Genomic DNA, 20,422 nt, shown 5'->3' on the forward strand with positions numbered 1-20,422 from the left:
TGAGGTGCATTGATGAGTAAAGTTCAAGAAAAATATCAAATATCTCCTATCTTTGTTTTCTTCTTAATTCACGGTGCACAGTTTGGAGCTGGCGTTCTCGGATTTGCTCGAATCACCGCAAAGGCCGCTGGATACGACGGCTGGATAGGCGTTGTAATCACAGGCATCGTTATCCATGTTCTTATGTGGATGATGTATTTTTTATTAAGGGAAACAAACGGGAATTTAATTGATTTACAACGACAAACCTTTGGAAAGTGGATAGGGAACGTCTTTAATATCATCTTTGCAACTTATTTTTTAATCGTCAGTATTTCGGTTATTCGAACATACGTTGAAATTATTCAAGTATGGATGTTCCCAACTGCCTCCACCTTTATGTTAACACTCTTTTTGTGCCTAGTTAGCTATTACATCATTTCTTCTGGATTTCGTGTCATTACAGGCATTTGCGTCATCTCTGTTGGTGGTACACTAGGGTATTTATTTCTAAGCTTATTCGTTTTGAAATATTCACATTGGGATAATTTACTACCTATATTCACACATTCTTTTTCAGACATTTTAAAATCCGCTCAACTGTCAATCTACAGTATGACTGGTTTTGAGATTTACCTCATGGTTTATCCATTTGTGAAAAACCCTAAACAATCTCATAAATTTGCTCAATATGGGGCACTATTTTCAAACCTTCTATATTTATTTAGCACTCTTTTAGCCTTTTCGTTTTTTAGTGAAAAACAATTGTTAAAAACGATATGGGCCCAACTTTCTATGACCCAAGTTGTTCAATTACCATTCATAGAAAGGCTAGAATATATCGCAATTTCAGCTTATGCCCTCGTTATCATTACAAGTTTTATTCTACCTTTGTGGGCGGCAACGAGAGCAACGCACGAAATATTCCTTGTAAAACAAAGAGGTGTTTTAATCGCTTTTATGTTTATCACCCTCATTGTTTCACAACTTCTAACAAACAGACACGATATTAATAATTTTATTAGTAATGCATCAAAAGGAAGCTTTTGGCTCATTTATGTATACATCCCAATTCTATTTATTATTGTGTGGGTGAAAAGAAAATGGAAAAAATCAAAAGAAAATTAATACTTATCTCTTGTATAGCACTCTTTAGTCTAACTGGATGTTTACAAAAAAATATTATCGATGACGTACACCTTATCCAAGGAACTGTCTTCGATGTAGCAAAAGATAATAAAATAAAGGTAACATTTGTTTGTCCTATTCAGCAAAAAGGAAACAAAGTTCAAGTTTTTGAAGGAACAGCAAATGCGGTAAAACAAGTAAAAGCTGACACATCTTTAGAGTCTTCTCAACCATTTGCTAGCGGGCAAATGCGGGTTGCTCTATTTACCACCCGAATTGCTAAGAAAGGAATGGTTGCTTCCTTCGATACATTAATTCGTGATGTAAACATCGGGAATGCCTTATATGTTGCTTTACTTGAAGGTAATGGTACTGAACTTTTAAAAGGAAAGTACACGACTTCATCCAACGTTGCAATTTATATAAAAAAAATGCTAGAACATAATATGGAGACCGGTCCTTTACCAACAGATAATCTGCATATAGGAGCATTCCGTTATTATCAAGAAGGGCAAGACTACTATATTCCAATTTTAAAGAAACATGGTGATAAAATAAAAATAACGGGAATTGGTCTTTTTAAAAAGGATAAATATGTTGGTAAAATTGCAGAAAAAGATATGTTTATATTCAAAGGACTTTTAGAAAAGCATAAGTTAGATTCACATGAATTTAAAGCAGATCCTGGGTACGTAATGATTAATAATATTCGTTCTATTCCAACATACGATATAAAAATAAAAAATGGTAAGCCTTCCTTTTCCATTCATGTTAAACTTGAGGCTCGTATTCAAGAAGTATCGAAACAGATTAACTTAGAGAATGCTAAGAATACAAAAAAGATTGAGAAGGTCGTTCAAAAACAATTGGAGACACAAGGTAAGAAATTAATTAAGCATTTTAAATCTCTAGATGTCGACCCTCTTGGGCTAGGAGCTAAATATAAGCAACATTATCGCCCATTCAAATTAGAAGAGTGGAAACAAATGTACAAAGATGTTCCCGTTACTATAAAATATACCGTAGACATTACAAATTCTGGTGTAATTGAATGAGAAATGATTGAACTCCTCTCTCCAGCATGATACAACGGAGAGAGGAGTTTTTTATTATCAAATAGAGAGAAGATATTTATGGGGGAGCTTATGTCTAAAAAATTAGTAAAGCCTATTTTAAATGGTATTTTATTTCTCGCCGTCTTTTTATTTGCTCATACATACTTAAAAAATGTTTCCTTCACACGTTATTTACTTGTCGTTATACCAATGTTACTCGTTGGTATATTCGGTATTGATCTTATTTTATCTATTTTAATTAAGAAAGAAGAATAACGAGCGAACATCTTATTTCTATAAGATGTTCTTTTCATTTCATAATCACCTTATGTTACAATAAACTTCGGCATAACGTAAGAAAGGATGAAACAACATGACAAACGAAAAAGGTTTAGATAAAGGATATGAACTTGTTGCAAAAATGCATGAAGTATTCGGACATCCTGTAACAAATACTCCAACAAAATTAACAGAAGAGCGTGCAAAAATCCGTGCAAGTTTTATGCAGGAAGAACTAGAAGAATTTCTTGAGGCAACGACTGTTGAAGATCAATACGATGCACTGATTGACCTTATTTACTTTGCATTCGGAACGTTTGCAGAAATGGGCGTACGTCCAGATAAAGGATTCGAAATTGTAAACAACGCCAACATGGCAAAACTATTCCCTGATGGGAAGCCTCGATTCCGTGAAGGCGACGGTAAGATTCTAAAGCCAGAAGGCTGGCAAGCACCGGAACCACAACTTCGTGCTGAAATTGAACGTCAGCGCCAAGAAGCTGAAAAAAACTGCTAGGATTTCCTAGCAGTTTTTTATTATGTCTTTTTTCTGTTGGCTTGTTAATGACCCACGTGTCCCGCGTGCCCTGCTGCTCCACTAATGCTAGCCGCTCCTGCCGCTGCCCCTGCTCCTCCTGCTCCAATTCCACCTGTCCAAGGAGAAGATTGTTGCTGTTGTTGATATTGCTGATATTGTTGGTGTTGGTGCTGTTGACCTTGGTGTCCATGATGTTGGCCTTGGTGCCCATGATGTTGGCCTTGGTGCCCATGATGACCGTGTTGGCCTTGATGACCTTGGTGATGGTGGTGACCTTGGTGTCCATGATGTTGGCCGTGGTGGTGATGTCCATGGTGACCATGTTGGCCTTGGTGCGTTTGATAAAGAACAGCTTGCGGATGAATGTGGTGGTGTCCATGGTGATGTACTTGTTGTTGATGACCTTGGTGATCTTGATGATGATGGTGTCCATGGTGACCTTGATGGTGGTGATGTCCATGATGGCCTTGGTGACCTTGATGATGATGGTGTCCATGATGGCCGTGATGGCCTTGGTGATGATGGTGTCCATGATGGTGGTGATGTTCATGATGACCGTGAACAACTTGCGGATACCCGCCTATCCCTCCAGCTACAACACCTACTCCTGGTACCGGAAATCCTGTCTGCACTCCTCCAACGAAAGAAGGAAATGTAGTTGGTGCTCCTACTGGAATCCCTGTTTGCACGCCAGCTACTGATGTCGGAAAGCTCCCTGTTACTGTAGGAATTCCAGCCCCTGATGTTGAAAAGCCTCCCATTGATGTAGGCATTCCAGTTTGCATGCCCGCTACCGATGTTGGAAATCCTCCTGCTGCTCCACCCATCCAGCTTGGAATTCCACCGTATCCTTGTTGGCCAGCTCCTCCCATTAACATCATTTGTTCATAACTACCCGACCCACCTCCGAAGAAGCCATGTGGTGCATTATTGTCCATCCCTTTCATTCCTTTCACCTCTTCTACTCAATTTAGCCTACCTTTTTTATCATATTTCCTATAGAAAAATAGGTGTTTGTCTGCACTAGAATTCCGCTCCTTTTTCTTCATTCATGATAAAATTAATTAACTGAATATTTTTTCTAGGAGGTATTTCTATTGAAAAACGTAATAAAGGCTTCTATCAATGACTTAGATGCAATCTTACATATAGATATTGATGTAATAGGAAACGATAGTAGACGAGATTATATTAAGGAGACTATTAATGAAGGTAGATGCATCATTGTAAAAGAAGATAATTCTATTTCCGGTTTTCTAACATACGATACAAACTTCTTTAGTTGTACTTTCCTCTCATTAATCATTGTTTCGCCAACTAAAAGAAGGCGAGGCTATGCAAGATCGTTAATCTCATATATGTTAAGTCATTCTCCTACTCGAAAAATATTTTCTTCAACGAACGAATCGAATGACAGTATGCAGAAAGTATTTAACTCGAATGGTTTTATACGTAGCGGAATAGTTGAAAACTTAGATGAAGGTGACCCTGAGATTATTTTCTACACAAAAAAGCTCAGAGCCTAAATGCTCTGAGCTTTTATTTAGCGTTAATTAGTTTGCAACAACGTTAACAAGTTTTCCAGGAACAACAATTACTTTACGAACTGTTTTCCCTTCAATTTGGTCTTGAATTGCTTCAAGTGCAAGTTGTTCCATTTCTTCTTTTGATGCGTCTTTACTCATTGTTAGTTTTGCGCGAACTTTACCCATAACTTGAACAACGATTTCAACTTCATCTTCTACAAGTTTAGACTCATCAAATGTTGGCCAGCTTGCATATGTGATTGTTTCATTGTATCCAAGTTTGCTCCATAGCTCTTCCCCGATATGAGGTGCAACTGGTGCAATCATTTTTACGAAACCTTCTACATATTCTCTTGGAAGTGTTTCAGCTTTGTATGCATCGTTGATGAATACCATCATTTGAGAAATCGCTGTGTTGAAGCGAAGCTCTGCATAGTCTTCTGTTACTTTCTTCACTGTTTGATGGTAAGCTTTTTCAAGCTCTTTATTTGGTGCGTCAGTAATTTTCTCACTTAATTCACCGTTATCTTGAACGAATAGACGCCATACGCGGTCTAGGAAACGACGAGCTCCGTCAAGACCATTTTCAGACCAAGCGATTGAAGCATCTAATGGTCCCATGAACATTTCGTATAGACGAAGTGTATCTGCACCGTGGCTTGCTACGATATCATCAGGGTTTACAACGTTACCTTTTGATTTACTCATTTTCTCGTTGTTTTCACCTAGAATCATACCTTGGTTGAATAATTGTTGGAACGGTTCTTTCGTTGGAACTACACCGATATCGTATAATACTTTATGCCAGAAACGAGCATATAGTAAGTGAAGTACAGCGTGCTCCGCGCCACCGATATAAATATCAACTGGAAGCCATTGTTTTACTTTTTCAGGATCTACAAGTGCTTCGCTATTGTTTGGATCGATGTAACGTAGGTAATACCAACAGCTACCAGCCCATTGCGGCATTGTATTTGTTTCACGACGACCTTTTTTACCAGTCTCAGGATCAACAACATTTACCCACTCGTCAATGTTGGCAAGTGGTGATTCACCTGTACCTGAAGGACGGATGTTTTCTGTTTTCGGAAGAACTAATGGTAATTCCTCTTCTTTCACAGCTGTCATTGTACCATCTTCCCAGTGAATTACTGGAATTGGCTCACCCCAGTAACGTTGACGGCTGAATAACCAGTCACGTAGACGGTACGTTACTTTTTGATTTCCTGCGCTCGTTACTTCAAGCCATTCAATCATTTTTGCGATTGCTTCTTCTTTATTTAAACCATCAAGGAATGCTGAGTTTACGTGTGCACCATCACCTGTGTACACTTCTTTCGTAATATCTCCGCCTTTTACAACTTCTTTCATTGGAAGATTAAATACTGATGCGAATTCATAGTCACGCTCATCGTGAGCTGGAACTGCCATTACAGCACCTGTTCCGTAAGTTGCAAGAACATAATCAGCAATCCAGATTGGTAATTTCTCACCGTTTACTGGGTTAACTGCGTAAGCACCAGTGAATACACCAGTTTTTTCTTTCGCAAGTTCTGTACGCTCTAGGTCACTCTTCATTTTTACAGCGTTAATGTAAGCTTCTACTGCTTCTTTTTGTTCCGCTGTTGTGATTTCTGCAACAAGCGCATGTTCCGGAGCTAGTACACAGTATGTTGCACCAAATAATGTATCAGGGCGCGTTGTGAATACTGTGAACTTCTCGTCTGTACCATCGATGTTAAAGTGTACTTCTGCACCTTCAGAACGACCGATCCAGTTACGTTGCATATCTTTTAAGCTTTCTGGCCAATCAAGCTCATCTAGATCTTCTAATAGACGATCTCCGTAAGCTGTAATTTTTAACATCCACTGTCTCATCGGACGACGCTCAACTGGATGTCCACCACGCTCACTCTTACCGTCAATGATTTCTTCGTTTGCAAGTACTGTACCAAGTGCTGGGCACCAGTTTACAGGTACTTCATCAACGTAAGCTAAGCCTTTTTCAAATAGTTTTAGGAAGATCCATTGCGTCCACTTATAGTAGTTTGGATCTGTTGTATTTACTTCACGGTCCCAATCGTAAGAGAAACCTAATGATTTAATTTGGTTACGGAACGTATTAATATTATGCTCTGTAAATTCAGCTGGGCTGTTTCCAGTATCAAGTGCATATTGCTCTGCTGGAAGACCGAATGCATCCCATCCCATTGGATGAAGAACGTTATATCCTTGCATACGCTTCATACGAGATAAAATATCTGTCGCTGTATAACCTTCTGGATGTCCTACGTGTAAGCCTGCACCTGATGGATATGGGAACATATCTAGTGCATAAAATTTTGGTTTTTCTGTCTCATCTGGCGTACGGAATGTTTTATTTTCTTCCCAGTACCCTTGCCACTTCTTCTCAATTTCTTGATGATTAAAGCTCATGAGATACCCTCCTTGAAATTCTATTTATTTTCACCGCCCAAAATACAAAAAACCTCTCATCCCTAAAAAGGGACGAGAGGTTATAGATTCCCGCGGTACCACCCTAAATTAATGTACAAATGTACATTCGCTTAGATCCGTAACGTGGATTAACGGCAATTGCTACTATTAATTTCACAACTGCAACTCAAAGGCGAGTTCATAACGAAACGTGGATTGACTTGCACCGACCGTCAACTCTCTAAACCAGCTTCTATTACTACTACTCCTTCTCACTGTTATTACACATATAAGTTACGTGAACTATCCTTCACCTAGTATCTCTTAAGAGCTTACTAAAGCGAGGACTTCTCGGTTAATCGTTACTCTTCATAACTAACGAATTCATCTTAAGACAGCCGAGCTATCTCCCTTGTTCTAAAGGTTGTTTTATTTAAATATATTCTAAAACATGTGAACATGTTCCGTCAAACTAAACTGCAATTTTTTCTTCAACTGTTTCTTCTACTTTTACTCGTTTATCATAAATACTTGTTGCTACAAGCGCTACTACAAGCATTACCATGATTGCTATAAACAATACTTCCATATTGTATAAATCTACAATTGCTCCGCCAACGACCGGTCCGAACATTTTCCCTACAGTCGCCGCACTATTTACGACCCCTTGATAAAATCCTAATTTATCTTTTGGTGCAAGTATATTTGCAATCGTTGGAACCGCAGGCCATACAAATAACTCACCAATTGTTAATGTTACCATCGCAACGAGGAACATCGTAAATTGCTGCGCTTGACTTAACACAATGAATGACGCCGCAAAAATGAAAATTCCAATCATAATTTGCTGTTTTAAGGAACGCTTCATCCAGCGAATTAACATACTAACAAGTGGCTGCGCACAAACGATCATTGCTCCGTTTATCGTCCACAATAAACTATAATGACGAAGACTAATGTTTAATTCCTGCATATGTGTTGCAATCGCTCCTTGCCACTGTACGTATGTAACCCAGCATAAAGCATATGCTACACACACGATAAGAAGTGCTTTAAATCCAGGTGTAAGTGACCACCCTTTTTTCGTTTCGACTTCTTTTTGCACTCCTGGCTCTTTCTTGTCTTCCATACCGCGGAATCCAATAAAAGCAATTAAGAAGAAAACAAAGTATAAAATAAAGTTCGCTAAGAAAATATAATCAAAACGATACGATGCAACTAATCCACCACATGCTGTTCCGATCGCAATACCAACATTTTGTCCAACATACATCGCATTAAATGCCCGTCTTCCGCCTTCTGGCCAAACCGTACCAACCATCGCATACATCGATGGGAAGACCATTCCAGAACCGAAGCCGATTAACGCTAGCCATACAACATATAACGGCCAACCGTGGAAGAACACAAGACCTAAAATTGATACAAGTGTAATCACAATCCCTACTAAAGTTGATTTATAACCGCCCCATTTATCAAATAAAACACCGCCGAGCAAGTTTCCTATTACACCAGTAAGCGAATTGATCATTAATACCATTCCGGCCACAGATAAAGATTTTCCTAGGTGATCATGCAAATAAATTGTATTAAAAGGCCATAAAAAAGAAGCACCCGTGACATTAATAATCATCCCAGCTACTAATAGCCATACTTTCCTTGGCATAGCTTCCCCTCCTATTCTATTTTTTTCGTTCATATATATAACAGTAAAATTGTAGTCGTTTTTAAATAGGAAGGCAACTGATTAATAGTTGATGAAATTCAGATAATAGTTCGTCGGTAAATGAATTTATATTGGTTGCTTCTTGGATTATATCAGCGATTATCAGAATATATCGGCGCAACTACAAATATATCAGCGATTATTAAAATATATCGACTTACCGACAAAAAACGACAACAGTAACAATATATAAAAGGGTAGACTGCATGAAATTTTCATGCAGTCTACCCTTATTTGTACTATCCAACTTCCTTTTCTCGCTTCACACGTTCTTTAGCACTCCATTTAAACACCTTATCTAGTAGCGAGTATATTCTCCCAGATTCTTTCGTTAACAAAGGTCCTAACGATGCTAATATTAAAACATACAAAGCTGAGAACGGTTTAATCGCTGCCATTAAGCCACCCGCAATTCCAATATTCGCGACGATAATAGAAAATTCTCCGCGTGATACAAGTGTTAAACCGATATTCGTAGAAGCCTTATGCGATAACCCAGCTTTACGCCCCGCAACCATTCCAGCAGTAAAATTACCGATAAGAGTAATGAAAACTGCTCCTAATGCCAACCACACTGCTCCGCCAAGTGAAAATGGGTCTATACTTAAACCGAAGCTGAAAAAGAATATAGCTCCAAAGAAATCACGAAACGGAACGACAAGCTGTTCAATTCGATCACTATGCTCTGTTTCAGAAAAAACGAGTCCTAGTAATAATGCTCCAATTGCCTCTGCAACATGAATCGTTTCTGAAAATCCTGCTACAAAGAACAAAATAGCGAATATTACAATAATAAAAATTTCATTGGACGAAATATCTAACATTTTATTTAAAAACCGTGTAGCTTTTCTAGCAACTACAAAGAATAGTAGCATATAACCTACTGCGATTAAAATAGATGTAAGAGCACCTACAAATGATGTTGCCCCTCCAAGTACTAATCCTGAAACGACTGATAAATATACCGCTAAAAAGATATCATCAAACATAATGATTCCTAAAATTAGCTCCGTCTCTTTATTACCAGATCTTCTTAAATCAACAATTACTTTCGCAACAATTGCACTCGATGAAATTGTTATGATCCCAGCAATAATTAATGTTTCTAATAAGGGGAAACCCATTATATATCCGTAAAGTAAACCTAATATAAAATTAAGCGATATATGAACAGTTCCCCCAAAAGCAATTGATTTTCCTGATTTAATTAATTTTTTAATTGAGAATTCTAAACCTAAGTAAAATAGGAGGAATATGACGCCAACACGGCCGAGGAAGGAAATAACTTCTCCACTTTCAATAAATCTTAAATCGATAAGCCCTAAATCTGGGGCATGAGGCCCCACTAGCATACCGAGTATAATAAGAAACGGAATAATCGAGAACTTTAACTTTGCAGCGAGAATAGCTGCAAAAGCGACTAATACTAACGCAGTTCCAACTTCAAAGATTAAAGTATCCATCGATTATGAATCCCCTCCTACTGAAAGCAACTCATTAATAATTCTTTTCACTTCATGTCTTTCACCTGATAATACGAGCATATCGCCAGCTTCAATGATAGAATCTGGGCCTGGATTAAAGAACTTCTTCATATTCTTTTTCAAAATGGCAATAATCGTTACGTTATATGTGTTTCGAACATGTAAACTACCAATTGTTTTTTGTACAACTGGTGCATTATTTTCCACCTTAAACCACTCAATTGATAATCCCTCAAAAGCCATTTCAATCGTATCTAAAGCTTGTGGCCTATATACCATTCCGCCCAATATAGCTGCAATTTGTCTCGCTTCAGAATCACGAAGAGAGACGCTTGAAATACTCTCTTCATGATCAGCATCAAAATGGTACATTTCTCTTCGGCCATCATCATGAATAACGATAACCATCTTTTCATTACCTTTTGTAATCACTTCAAACTTACATCCAATACCCGGCAGTTCACTCTCTCTAATATTCATATTTTCCGCCTCCTAATTTTTTAGTTACGGCTTTTATAAATCGACATCAATCTCCGTTTTAAAGCTCTCATCCTTTGAGATACCTAAATACTTTAGTGTCTCTGATGGAGTCGCGTGATGAAAATGTTTTTGCAATAGTGCAATCGCTATCCCTCTTTTGTACGCATGAAATCCGAACGTTTTTCGCATTGAATTCGTTCCGATTTTACCAACAACTCCAACTGCTTCTGCAGCATTATGAATTACACGATACGCTTGTTGGCGCGTAATTGAATTTGGCGTTTTATTAGATTGGAATACGTAATTTTCTCTTTTAACGCCAATAGATTGTACGTAATCTAAAAGCGCTTCTTTTACTTTTGTATTTAAATAAATATCTTGTTTAAATTTTTCATCTTTCACAGGAAGAGCATAAAACTCTTTAACAGTCCCGTCTTCATTTAATACATCTTCAAATTTCATGCTAAGTAGTTCTGTAATTTTTAATCCTGTGTTAATTCCAATAACAAATAAAAGATAATCTCGCTGGGAGTGCTCTTTTAAATATTTTTTCATAGCCTCAATTTGGCTTATATCTTTTAATGCCTCTACAACTTCCATACATGTATTCTCCTCATCTTATGAACGGTAATTTTCTCATTATGTTGTCCATTTTACCTTATCATGCTATGAGATTTCCATGTGTTATCCATTATTTTCACAATATACTCAGGTGGTTCTGAAAACTTTCAATGTGGAAACTTACGATTGTATAAATACGTTGCGGTAAAAAAATGTGGGGATAAAAGTTCAGCTTCTTTCTACAGATTGGATTCCTCCTTTCCTTATACAGCTACTTCTACTTTTATATTACGTTACTTACTTACATTATATTATACATTTCAGTAACATTAAAGTATTTTTTCTGAAAATAATAAAAACCGAGCGTTTTTGCTCGGTTTTTATTATTAATCTTCTTTCGGAAGAACAATTCCTTTATACAATTGAACTGTAATGAAGTAATAAATCGCATAAATAACTACGAAAATTACAATTGGTACCCAAATACGGAAGTACGGATCGATTAAAATAAATCCGAAAATATTCATACCAACTAATACGTGAGCGATACCCACAATTGCTGGGAATAAGAATACTAGGAATAGCTCTTTATAAATCGATTTCGTTAGTAACTCACGGCGCACACCGATTTTACGAAGCATTTGATAACGCGTAATATCTTTTGATGCACCAGAAAGAATTTTAAACATAAGGCAGCTTGCCATCATTGCTAAGAACGCAATTCCAAGGAAGAATCCCATAAATACTGTTCCACTCGCAATGCCATAGAACCCACTATAAGCTTGATATTTACTATCCATTTGTTCAACTTTTACATTTTTATATTTATCTAGCTGCAACTCGTCAAGTTTTTTCCATTCTTTTTTATATGTTAAAAAATCATCTGTTTTTCCGATAAATGCTATACCTTCTTTACCATTTATCCCATCGTACATTTTTTGATCTACAATTTTAATTGCATGATCATTGTATAAATAATATGGATGGATTGTACTAAAAGCATCTGTCCATTCCGCTGAAAGTTCTTTAGTGTTCGCATCTTTTTGATTCATCTCTCTAGAAACTGCACCTACCGGTAGTTCCTCTGAAACTTTTTTCGTATTTACTAAATCCTTCATAGACTTCATCTTTGCCATATCTTTTACGAAAGGACGATTTTTCTCTAAATCTTCTTTTACATAGTAAACGTATTTATCATCAACTTTATAACGATATTCGCTTTTCTCTTTAAATGTAATACCGTCTAAAACCTTCTTTTCTTCAGCTGTTGGATTATGAACTACTGAATCATATATTACTAAACCATCTACCATTTTTATAACGTTATTTTTGAACGCCATACCGCCCGAAATTGCACCAGCTCCAAGCGCAACTAACATTGCCACTGTTGCAAGTACTTTCGTTAAACTATTAATTCGGAAGTTTAATTGTGCAAATGTAAAAGCATTAAGTCCTTTTTCACTACGCTTTTTATTACTTTTTAACTTTTTAATAATGACTGGAAGAAGTGAGCCAAATAGCATGTAAGTACCAGCTGTCGTTGTAATTAATGCAATAAGGATTCCCATCTCTTTTAGTTTTTCCATATAGATCATAGATGCATAACCTATACCTAATAAAATAACAGCAAGGAATGCCACTACAACTGTCTTTTTACCTTTTACTGCAACACGCTCTGTTTGTGCATCTGCATGTACTAGTTGCAATACAGAAATACGTGACAATTTAATACTGTTCATAATTGCTGATAATACAAATAGTGCAAAGAAGAAGATGCAAGTAACAGTCATAGATGGTAGATAAAATGCTTTATACCCTTCACCAGCAAATTCAAGCTGTTTCATTAATAACTGTCCAATACCTTCTGCAAGTCCTACTCCAACTGCAATCCCGATTGCAAGAGACGCAGCACCTAATACGATTGTTTCAATAAACATAAGTAATGTAACTTTATGTTTTTTCGCACCTAACATCATATACATACCGAACTCTTTTTGACGAAGAGATAATAAGAAAGAGTTTGCATATAAAATGTAGAAGAACGTTATAATTGCTAATAAAAATGATCCTGCTTGGAATACGAATCCAATAGATTTAATCACTGAATTAGATTCTAAAAATGCTTTATTCAGTGCTAACGTTTGGAACATGTAAAAAATTGAAATCGACATGACAAGACCGACAAGTAAGACGATATAATCTTTCAGCTTACTTTTCAGCCCCGACATGGAAAGTTTAAATAACATACTGGAACCTCCTTTCTTACGCCTTTTGTGTACCTAAATCTGCAAGTACATCTAAAATTTCTTTGTAGAACTCTTCACGCGTACCACCGCGATGAATTTCTTTATATAGCTCACCATCTTGAATGAATAAAATACGCTGACAGTAACTTGCACTATATGGATCATGCGTAACCATCATAATCGATACGCCTTGATCTTTATTTAAGTTTGTCATCGCATCAAGTAAACTCGTTGCATTTTTAGAATCAAGCGCTCCTGTTGGCTCGTCCCCTAAAATAATTGCCGGCTCATGCACTAAAGCACGCGCTGCTGCTGAACGTTGTTTCTGTCCACCAGATACTTCAGATGGATACTTTTGAAGTATTTCTGTAATCCCTAACATATCCGCTACTTTTTCTACTTTCGGTCCAATATTACGTGATGCGACACCTTGAAGAGAAAGTGGAAGTGCAATGTTTTCATAAATAGATAAGTTCTCTAATAAGTTAAAATCTTGGAAGATGAATCCTAACTTTTGTGAACGGAAATCAGAAAGCTCACCTTGTTTCATTTTCGTAATATCCGTACCCGCAATTTCAACAACGCCGCCCGTTGCTTTATCAAGCGTTGAAATTACATTTAATAATGTCGTTTTACCAGAACCAGATGGTCCCATAATCCCAACAAACTCACCCTCTTGAATTGAGAATGAAACACCTTTTAACGCGTGTGATTGGTTCTCACCTTTTTTACCGTACACTTTTTGAACGTTTTTCACGTCTACAACTGGTTTCGTCATATATATCCTCCTACGCTTGTTTTTCCATTACCTATTTTGCGCCTTTTGGAGGTGAACTGCTATTTGTTAACATTACATTTACCTTACACTTTTGTAATATAAAGAAGGTGGGCGTGTAAGTTTGGCTTTTCATACTAGTTCGCATTTCGACATAGTAAAACGGTAAATGAAATTATATCGGCGATTGTTAAAATATATCAGCGGTTCTTACACTTTTATCAGCGATTTTTCAAATATATCGGCGATTCTTACACTTTTATCAGCGATTACCAAAATATATCGACTTATCGACAAAAGATGACAATAAAAATAGGCTGTTCCGCGAAAGGAACAGCCCACTGATTAAAGTTTCACTTTATTTCTTTAAAGGTGTTACCGTCCAGTACGTAATAACACGCCAAACCCATTCTAATGGACCCATTTTAAAGATTTTCATCCAAATTACACTAAACACAATTTGAATTGCATAAATTGCGATACATACATATAACGTCTGCATGTATGTTAAATTTCCTGCAAAGTTAAATACACTACTAGCAATTAAAATCATTGCCGTTTGTCCGATATAATTTGTTAAAGCCATACGACCGTAGTATTTCAATGGTGCTAATAATGTTTGAACTGGTTTTAACTGAAGTAATAAAATTAATGCTCCTACATAGAAAGCTGAAATAATTGGTCCAACAGTAATACCAATTTTTAGAAACTGGCTTGCAACATCCATTGTTCCATCTTCAGTTTCCATTATCCCATTTATAAATGGTTCAGCAGGAGCGTGCCCATATTGATACCATACTGCTATGACACTTAAAACAAACATAATACCTGTAAAAATAGCGACTTTCTTTATATTTTGCGTGAGATTTTCAAATACACGATATTGTCCTGCAGCAAGTCCTAATAAAATTAAGCCAAGTGGTAATAGTTCTTTAACTCCCATTACACTGAAGGCAATTGTCAAAATAAGTCCTAGTGCTAGGTTCACTTCTTTTTTCGCTTTATAAAACGGCAAAACGATTAACCCACAAATTGCGTATAACGCTAGTGCTTCTCCAGGCTGAAACATTTGATGAATTAAACCAAAAATAAATAATGCTACTAAACGACGTAAAAATAAAACATAGCCATTCTTCCCTTTCGCAATCGCTCTTGAAATAAAAATATAGAATCCCACTCCAAATAAGAATGAGAAGATTGAGAAGAAACGACCTTCTACAAATAAGTATAAAAATCTTTGATAGCTAGCATCTACTGTATTAGGATCTGGAGTTTTAATATTAAGTAGCGCTAGAATATTTACTAAAATAATCCCCAGTAATGCGAAGCCACGAATGTAATCTAACTCATCAATTCGTTTGTTTGTAATATTGTTCCCCATAAAGCAGCTCCTTGTCCAAAATTTAATCCTCCCTTACTCTACTGGAAAAGTAAGCTTACAACTATCGGCAAACCTTACAGGAATCTTACATTATTGTCATATAACAAAATAAAACCAGGTCATATTGCGACCTGGTTTACTCTGATTGTTTTGATTTTTGAGGTTGTCCTTTTTTACTATTACGCTGTTTTACTTGAACAATGGGATCAAGTTCATTCGAAAACTCAGCGTTATGTCCATTTTGTGTTTTTTGCTCTGGGTTATTTTGATCTGAACGTTTCGCCATTACATTCACTCCTTATTAGTGCGGTGTAATAATCATTTGATGTTGCAATTGGCGAATTGCCATACGTGCTCTATTTAATTGCTCACGTTGCTCATCATTCGCATGTTGTTGCATCGTTTGTAAATCGTTATACGCTTGTTCTAATTGTAACTGTGCATCTGAATACTCCATCGTATTGTAATGCTCTTGTCTCATGCCTTGTTCTAATTGTTCTTTTGCATATTCCACCGCTTGTTCCGCTTGTGTAATATACGATTCAAGTGATTGACGCTCTGCCATAATTGTCCCTCCTTGCTTCAATTCCCCTTTAGTGTGTCCCTTCCATCTCTACCTTATGAGTATGTTATAATGGATTTTGTTTCATTTTGACTCGGCTTAGGAGGGAAAATAATGAAGGTTCAAAACCCTTTTCCATATACAAACGACAATAAACGTTATCATACATGGAATTACCATTTACGAAATCAATTTGGTGAAAAAATCTTTAAAGTTTCATTAGATGCTGGCTTCGATTGTCCAAACCGTGACGGTACAGTTGCTTACGGTGGCTGTACATTTTGTAGCGCTGCCGGATCTGGCGACTTCGCTGGTGATCGCCGCGATGATGTTATAACGCAATATCATGAAATGAAAGAAAAAATGCGTTCAAAGTGGAAAGATGGCAAATGTATCGCTTATTTCCAAGCGTACACAAATACACATGCACCACTTGAAGTGTTAAAAGAAAAATTCGAACCGCTTCTAGCAGAAAAAGACGTTGTCGGTCTTTCTATCGCAACTCGTCCAGATTGTTTACCAGATGATGTTGTTGAATATTTAGCGGACTTAAATAAACGCACATACCTTTGGGTTGAACTCGGTTTACAAACTGTTCACGAACGAACTGCAAACCTTATTAATCGCGCTCACGATTATCCGTCTTACGTGGAAGGCGTAAATAAATTACGTAAGCACGGCATTAAAGTTTGCTCTCATATTATTAACGGTCTTCCACTTGAAGATTACGACATGATGATGGAAACAGCTCGTGAAGTAGCGAAACTTGACGTACAAGGAATTAAAATCCACTTACTTCACTTATTAAAAGGAACGCCAATGGTGAAGCAATATGAAAAAGGACAACTCGAATTCCTTTCTCTTGAGGATTACGTAAGTCTTGTTGTTGACCAACTTGAAATTATTCCAGAAGACGTAATTGTGCACCGTATCACAGGTGACGGCCCACCTGATTTAATGATTGGTCCAATGTGGAGCTTAAATAAATGGGAAGTATTAAATTCCATCGATGCAGAATTTGTACGCCGCGGAAGCTGGCAAGGAAAATATGCAAATGAGGAGAAACAACAATGAAATTAGAACGTGTATTACCGTTTGCTCGCACACTGCTGCAAACGGCTGTTAAAGAAGGCGACTACGCTGTAGATGCAACACTTGGAAATGGTCATGACACTTGCTTCCTAGCTGAAATTGTTGGGGATAGCGGAAAAGTATTTGGATTTGATATTCAAAAAGAAGCGATTGAAAGCTCAACAACTCGTCTAAAAGAAAAAGAACTTTTTGAACGTACTGTTTTAGTTCACGATAGTCACGATACACTTCTATCCGTACTACCAGAAGACGCAAAAGGAAAAGTAACAGGCGCTATCTTCAACTTAGGTTACCTTCCTGGCGGTGACAAGCATATCGTTACAAAACCGAACTCAACAATTTCGGCAATTGAACAATTACTAGAAGTAATGGCACCTGAAGGTATCATCGTCCTCGTCATTTACCACGGACACCCAGAAGGACAAGTAGAACGCGACGCTGTTCTCAAATTTGCAGAAGAACTAGACCAAAAACAAGCTCACGTACTGCGATATGGCTTCATTAACCAGCAAAATAACCCGCCATTTATTGTGGCGATTGAGAAACGATAAAGTGAAACTTTAATCAGTGGGGGGAATCCCCACTGATTATTAGTTGAACCAATCGGGCATTTATGGGCAGTTTATCTCCCAACTAACTTCTTTGCTCCAGCCGAATTTTAAGGTGGAAGTTTTACTGCCCGTTAATAATGCGGAGTAATATATCAACGATTTTTCAATTACATCGATTGTTCGACAAAACATAACAAAAAAAGACGTGCATTCACTGCACGTCTTTTTTTATTCTCCTATATAATGGATATATAGACTATTTAAAGAAAGAAGGATAGAACTTTGCTAGTAGAACTACGGGGAATTCAAAAGAAGTACGGCAAATCACTTATACTAGACAATATTGATTTATCCATTCCAGAAGGAGAAGCACTCGCCATTGTTGGCGGAAACGGGACGGGAAAAAGTACTCTACTCAAAATAATTGCAGGATTTGTTTCACCTACGGCAGGGGCACTTCAAAGAAAAGAACATATACAAATTGGCTATGTACCTGAACATTTTCCTGAAGGGATTCGTTTTACATTAGAGGATTATTTATATCATCTCGGCCACATTCACGGTTTATCAACCAAATATTTAAAAGATAAAATCCCGATGCTTCTTGAATCTTTTCATTTACAGCATGCAAGACATTCTGTTGTACGAAACTTTTCAAAAGGTATGAAACAAAAAACTAGTATTATGCAAGCATTACTTACAGACGTCCATTTATTAATTTTAGATGAACCGCTTTCTGGGCTCGATCCTAACTCTCAGCAAGAATTAGAACATATTTTACTCTCATTAAAACAACAAGGTATATCTATACTCTTCACATGTCACGAAAAACAACTATTAGAAAACTTCGCCGATAGAATTGTGACGTTAGCAAATCATACAATTGCAGAAAATACCTCTGCACAAAAAGTAGCGGAACAGGTCTATATTGAGGCAATCGTTCACGACACATTTTCAGCAATAGAACTAAAAAAGCAATCCGGTTTTATACACGTTGCACACAATGCAAATCCAAATCTTATTCAATTACAAATCGAAAAAGAATATACAAACGAAATACTTCAGTTTTTATTACATAAAAAAGCATCTATCACACTGCTACAACCTAACTTTTAAATCGAAAGAAGGTTTATTATGTTTGCGCTTATTCGTTACCATTTTCTCGACTATACAAAATCGTATAAGTATGTCCCTCCTATTGCGATGTACTTTGTGAGCTTGCTTTTTGTATATACATATAAACCGACTCCTATTGTACCGACATATTTAGAAACAGCTCTCGTGCTTTATTTATTATCTGCCTGGATTACGGTCACAATTTTTCATACTGAAGACCCTGTACAAGAACAAATTACTATTTCTCACACAAATAATATTTCCGCATTATACGTTGGTAAATATATTACAGCTCTTCTCATTTGTACTGTATTATCTTTTATATCCGTAATCTATCCAATTATTTTGCAAATGTTTAATGAAAAAATGACAGTTTCTTTATTTCTAGTCGGATTTCTCTCTCACATGTCTTTCTCTATACTAGGAATTTCAATCGCAACATTATTTACTAGAAATATGATTCAAAAAGCAGGCACTGCTTGGCTTAGCCTTACCTTTATATTGCTTATAACGATCGCATCTATCCGGTTTAAAAAAGAGTTATTATGGTTTTTACCACCTGTCGAAAGCTTTCTAATGCTTGGCCAATACAAATATAATATACTGACTCACACACTATGGCTCACAGCTTGGGCTATCGTATATTCATTTTTATTATTTACCTTATTTCTTTTTATCGTTCGCAAAAAACGTTTTTAATTACATATTAAAGGAGACGAGACAATGATCGGAATACTAGCAGGAATGGGGCCAAAATCAACCGGACCATTCGTCGATACAGTTGTAGCAGAATGCCAAACAATATACGGAGCAAAGCATGATATGGACTTTCCTCATATGATGATCTATTCGTGCCCAACACCGTTTTACATAGATCGCCCTATTGATTACGAAGCGATGAAAAAAGCGATTATTGAAGGAGCACAAAAACTTGAAAGTACTGGCGCAAGCTTTATCGCTATGCCGTGCAATACGGCACATCTTTATTTTGAAGAATTACAGCGTTCTCTTTCTATCCCGATTTTAAATATAGTTGACGAAACGTTAAAAGCAATTCCTGAAACTGCAAAAAGAGTCGCTCTTCTTGCAACGGAAGCGACAGTTCAAGCTGGTATTTATCAAGACGGGATTGCAAAGCGGAATATAGAATACATTCATTATGAAAAATGGCAAACGATGATTAATCAAATTATTACGTATATTAAAAGCGGAGAAGTTGAAGAAGCTCACAAATTATGGAACGCACTCGTTGTGCAATTGAAGGATGAAGTAGATACCGCAATTATCGCATGTACTGATTTGAATGTTGTGGCTAGTGAGGATTTTGTTGATTCTTCTCAATGTCTTGCGAAAGCGGTTGTTAGGATATACTTATCAAATACAAAGAGATCTTCATAAACATAGAAAACATCCCTTTTGAAATGTGTTTTATGTTTGTTGAAACCCCTAAAAACTTTTAACTTTCTTCACAATTCTTTCAAAGTAATCACACTTAATCTCGCTATAT

At 36.8% G+C, this 20,422-nt stretch carries 21 protein-coding genes and 1 other annotated feature; of the genes, 10 read left to right on the forward strand and 11 right to left on the reverse strand.

Features of this window, described 5'->3' with window-relative positions; genetic code table 11:
* Positions 1-12 precede the first annotated feature (12 nt).
* The 4 genes from NST27_RS23200 (at position 13) to NST27_RS23215 (ending at position 2,958) form a co-directional block, all read left to right on the forward strand.
* Entirely contained in the window at positions 13-1,107 is a 1,095-nt protein-coding gene (locus NST27_RS23200) for a spore germination protein (protein ID WP_000049071.1), read from the forward strand.
* Positions 1,083-2,162 (forward strand): Ger(x)C family spore germination protein, encoded by a 1,080-nt coding sequence (locus NST27_RS23205; protein WP_000411371.1) that lies wholly within the window; start codon positions 1,083-1,085, stop codon positions 2,160-2,162. The genes NST27_RS23200 and NST27_RS23205 overlap by 25 nt, the downstream gene beginning before the upstream one ends.
* Before the next feature lie 90 nt (positions 2,163-2,252).
* A complete protein-coding gene (locus NST27_RS23210) occupies positions 2,253-2,438 on the forward strand; it encodes a hypothetical protein (RefSeq protein WP_000038775.1) in 186 nt (61 codons plus the stop codon).
* 97 nt (positions 2,439-2,535) lie between these two features.
* The gene (locus NST27_RS23215; RefSeq protein ID WP_000180554.1) at positions 2,536-2,958 is read left to right on the forward strand and encodes a hypothetical protein; all 423 of its coding nucleotides are present in this window, start codon (positions 2,536-2,538) and stop codon (positions 2,956-2,958) included.
* A gap of 44 nt (positions 2,959-3,002) precedes the next feature.
* Here NST27_RS23215 and NST27_RS23220 read toward each other — a convergent pair whose 3' ends face one another.
* A complete protein-coding gene (locus tag NST27_RS23220; RefSeq protein WP_000677619.1) occupies positions 3,003-3,926 on the reverse strand; it encodes a hypothetical protein in 924 nt (307 codons plus the stop codon).
* Positions 3,927-4,076: 150 nt separating this feature from the next.
* Here NST27_RS23220 and NST27_RS23225 point away from each other — a divergent pair, with 150 nt between their 5' ends.
* Complete coding sequence (locus NST27_RS23225; RefSeq protein WP_000800044.1) at positions 4,077-4,505, forward strand: GNAT family N-acetyltransferase; 429 nt, start codon at positions 4,077-4,079, stop codon at positions 4,503-4,505.
* A gap of 27 nt (positions 4,506-4,532) precedes the next feature.
* Here NST27_RS23225 and leuS read toward each other — a convergent pair whose 3' ends face one another.
* From leuS to NST27_RS23275, 10 genes are all read right to left on the reverse strand, one after another.
* Positions 4,533-6,941 carry a leucine--tRNA ligase gene (gene leuS / locus NST27_RS23230; RefSeq protein WP_000009466.1) on the reverse strand — a complete coding sequence of 803 codons (2,409 nt, stop codon included), beginning with the start codon at positions 6,939-6,941 and terminating at the stop codon, positions 4,533-4,535.
* A 65-nt stretch (positions 6,942-7,006) separates the two neighbouring features.
* Positions 7,007-7,226 (reverse strand) — a binding site (T-box leader).
* Positions 7,227-7,413: 187 nt separating this feature from the next.
* Complete coding sequence (locus NST27_RS23235; RefSeq protein ID WP_001137563.1) at positions 7,414-8,607, reverse strand: MDR family MFS transporter; 1,194 nt, start codon at positions 8,605-8,607, stop codon at positions 7,414-7,416.
* Between the two features lie 299 nt (positions 8,608-8,906).
* A complete protein-coding gene (locus NST27_RS23240) occupies positions 8,907-10,130 on the reverse strand; it encodes a cation:proton antiporter (protein ID WP_000380174.1) in 1,224 nt (407 codons plus the stop codon).
* Between the two features lie 3 nt (positions 10,131-10,133).
* Positions 10,134-10,631 (reverse strand): cation:proton antiporter regulatory subunit, encoded by a 498-nt coding sequence (locus NST27_RS23245; RefSeq protein ID WP_001026053.1) that lies wholly within the window; start codon positions 10,629-10,631, stop codon positions 10,134-10,136.
* A gap of 33 nt (positions 10,632-10,664) precedes the next feature.
* Positions 10,665-11,231, reverse strand: coding sequence for a tyrosine-type recombinase/integrase (locus tag NST27_RS23250; RefSeq protein WP_000454205.1), 567 nt, complete (start codon positions 11,229-11,231; stop codon positions 10,665-10,667).
* A gap of 347 nt (positions 11,232-11,578) precedes the next feature.
* The gene (locus NST27_RS23255; RefSeq protein ID WP_000897803.1) at positions 11,579-13,438 is read right to left on the reverse strand and encodes an FtsX-like permease family protein; all 1,860 of its coding nucleotides are present in this window, start codon (positions 13,436-13,438) and stop codon (positions 11,579-11,581) included.
* A 16-nt stretch (positions 13,439-13,454) separates the two neighbouring features.
* Complete coding sequence (locus NST27_RS23260) at positions 13,455-14,216, reverse strand: ABC transporter ATP-binding protein (RefSeq protein ID WP_000165837.1); 762 nt, start codon at positions 14,214-14,216, stop codon at positions 13,455-13,457.
* A gap of 355 nt (positions 14,217-14,571) precedes the next feature.
* Complete coding sequence (locus NST27_RS23265) at positions 14,572-15,594, reverse strand: DUF418 domain-containing protein (protein ID WP_000527732.1); 1,023 nt, start codon at positions 15,592-15,594, stop codon at positions 14,572-14,574.
* Positions 15,595-15,730: 136 nt separating this feature from the next.
* A complete protein-coding gene (locus NST27_RS23270; RefSeq protein WP_001129340.1) occupies positions 15,731-15,880 on the reverse strand; it encodes a hypothetical protein in 150 nt (49 codons plus the stop codon).
* Between the two features lie 15 nt (positions 15,881-15,895).
* Positions 15,896-16,159 carry a YtzC family protein gene (locus NST27_RS23275; RefSeq protein ID WP_000840871.1) on the reverse strand — a complete coding sequence of 88 codons (264 nt, stop codon included), beginning with the start codon at positions 16,157-16,159 and terminating at the stop codon, positions 15,896-15,898.
* Positions 16,160-16,270: 111 nt separating this feature from the next.
* Here NST27_RS23275 and NST27_RS23280 point away from each other — a divergent pair, with 111 nt between their 5' ends.
* The 5 genes from NST27_RS23280 to NST27_RS23300 all read left to right on the forward strand — a co-directional run bounded on the left by NST27_RS23280 (position 16,271) and on the right by NST27_RS23300 (position 20,313).
* Positions 16,271-17,230, forward strand: coding sequence for a TIGR01212 family radical SAM protein (locus NST27_RS23280; protein ID WP_000868044.1), 960 nt, complete (start codon positions 16,271-16,273; stop codon positions 17,228-17,230).
* A complete protein-coding gene (locus tag NST27_RS23285) occupies positions 17,227-17,799 on the forward strand; it encodes a class I SAM-dependent methyltransferase (protein ID WP_000764497.1) in 573 nt (190 codons plus the stop codon). The genes NST27_RS23280 and NST27_RS23285 overlap by 4 nt, the downstream gene beginning before the upstream one ends.
* Positions 17,800-18,081: 282 nt before the next feature.
* Complete coding sequence (locus tag NST27_RS23290; RefSeq protein ID WP_000959740.1) at positions 18,082-18,915, forward strand: ABC transporter ATP-binding protein; 834 nt, start codon at positions 18,082-18,084, stop codon at positions 18,913-18,915.
* Between the two features lie 18 nt (positions 18,916-18,933).
* Entirely contained in the window at positions 18,934-19,614 is a 681-nt protein-coding gene (locus tag NST27_RS23295) for a hypothetical protein (RefSeq protein WP_000457777.1), read from the forward strand.
* Between the two features lie 24 nt (positions 19,615-19,638).
* The gene (locus tag NST27_RS23300) at positions 19,639-20,313 is read left to right on the forward strand and encodes an aspartate/glutamate racemase family protein (RefSeq protein ID WP_000579303.1); all 675 of its coding nucleotides are present in this window, start codon (positions 19,639-19,641) and stop codon (positions 20,311-20,313) included.
* Positions 20,314-20,422 lie beyond the last annotated feature (109 nt).

The organism is Bacillus sp. FSL W8-0770, from assembly GCF_038008705.1.
Lineage (GTDB): Bacteria > Bacillota > Bacilli > Bacillales > Bacillaceae_G > Bacillus_A > Bacillus_A cereus.

Bases quoted from the DNA above. Each gene is read 5' to 3' on its own strand.
- NST27_RS23250 (WP_000454205.1), bottom strand. From the start codon at position 11,231: ATGGAAGTTGTAGAGGCATTAAAAGATATAAGCCAAATTGAGGCTATG.
- NST27_RS23285 (WP_000764497.1), top strand. From the start codon at position 17,227: ATGAAATTAGAACGTGTATTACCGTTTGCTCGCACACTGCTGCAAACG.
- NST27_RS23245 (WP_001026053.1), bottom strand. From the start codon at position 10,631: ATGAATATTAGAGAGAGTGAACTGCCGGGTATTGGATGTAAGTTTGAA.
- NST27_RS23220 (WP_000677619.1), bottom strand. From the start codon at position 3,926: ATGAAAGGGATGGACAATAATGCACCACATGGCTTCTTCGGAGGTGGG.
- NST27_RS23300 (WP_000579303.1), top strand. From the start codon at position 19,639: ATGATCGGAATACTAGCAGGAATGGGGCCAAAATCAACCGGACCATTC.
- NST27_RS23280 (WP_000868044.1), top strand. From the start codon at position 16,271: ATGAAGGTTCAAAACCCTTTTCCATATACAAACGACAATAAACGTTAT.
- NST27_RS23295 (WP_000457777.1), top strand. From the start codon at position 18,934: ATGTTTGCGCTTATTCGTTACCATTTTCTCGACTATACAAAATCGTAT.
- NST27_RS23205 (WP_000411371.1), top strand. From the start codon at position 1,083: ATGGAAAAAATCAAAAGAAAATTAATACTTATCTCTTGTATAGCACTC.
- NST27_RS23270 (WP_001129340.1), bottom strand. From the start codon at position 15,880: ATGGCGAAACGTTCAGATCAAAATAACCCAGAGCAAAAAACACAAAAT.
- leuS (WP_000009466.1), bottom strand. From the start codon at position 6,941: ATGAGCTTTAATCATCAAGAAATTGAGAAGAAGTGGCAAGGGTACTGG.
- NST27_RS23210 (WP_000038775.1), top strand. From the start codon at position 2,253: ATGTCTAAAAAATTAGTAAAGCCTATTTTAAATGGTATTTTATTTCTC.
- NST27_RS23200 (WP_000049071.1), top strand. From the start codon at position 13: ATGAGTAAAGTTCAAGAAAAATATCAAATATCTCCTATCTTTGTTTTC.
- NST27_RS23240 (WP_000380174.1), bottom strand. From the start codon at position 10,130: ATGGATACTTTAATCTTTGAAGTTGGAACTGCGTTAGTATTAGTCGCT.
- NST27_RS23215 (WP_000180554.1), top strand. From the start codon at position 2,536: ATGACAAACGAAAAAGGTTTAGATAAAGGATATGAACTTGTTGCAAAA.
- NST27_RS23265 (WP_000527732.1), bottom strand. From the start codon at position 15,594: ATGGGGAACAATATTACAAACAAACGAATTGATGAGTTAGATTACATT.
- NST27_RS23275 (WP_000840871.1), bottom strand. From the start codon at position 16,159: ATGGCAGAGCGTCAATCACTTGAATCGTATATTACACAAGCGGAACAA.
- NST27_RS23235 (WP_001137563.1), bottom strand. From the start codon at position 8,607: ATGCCAAGGAAAGTATGGCTATTAGTAGCTGGGATGATTATTAATGTC.
- NST27_RS23260 (WP_000165837.1), bottom strand. From the start codon at position 14,216: ATGACGAAACCAGTTGTAGACGTGAAAAACGTTCAAAAAGTGTACGGT.
- NST27_RS23255 (WP_000897803.1), bottom strand. From the start codon at position 13,438: ATGTTATTTAAACTTTCCATGTCGGGGCTGAAAAGTAAGCTGAAAGAT.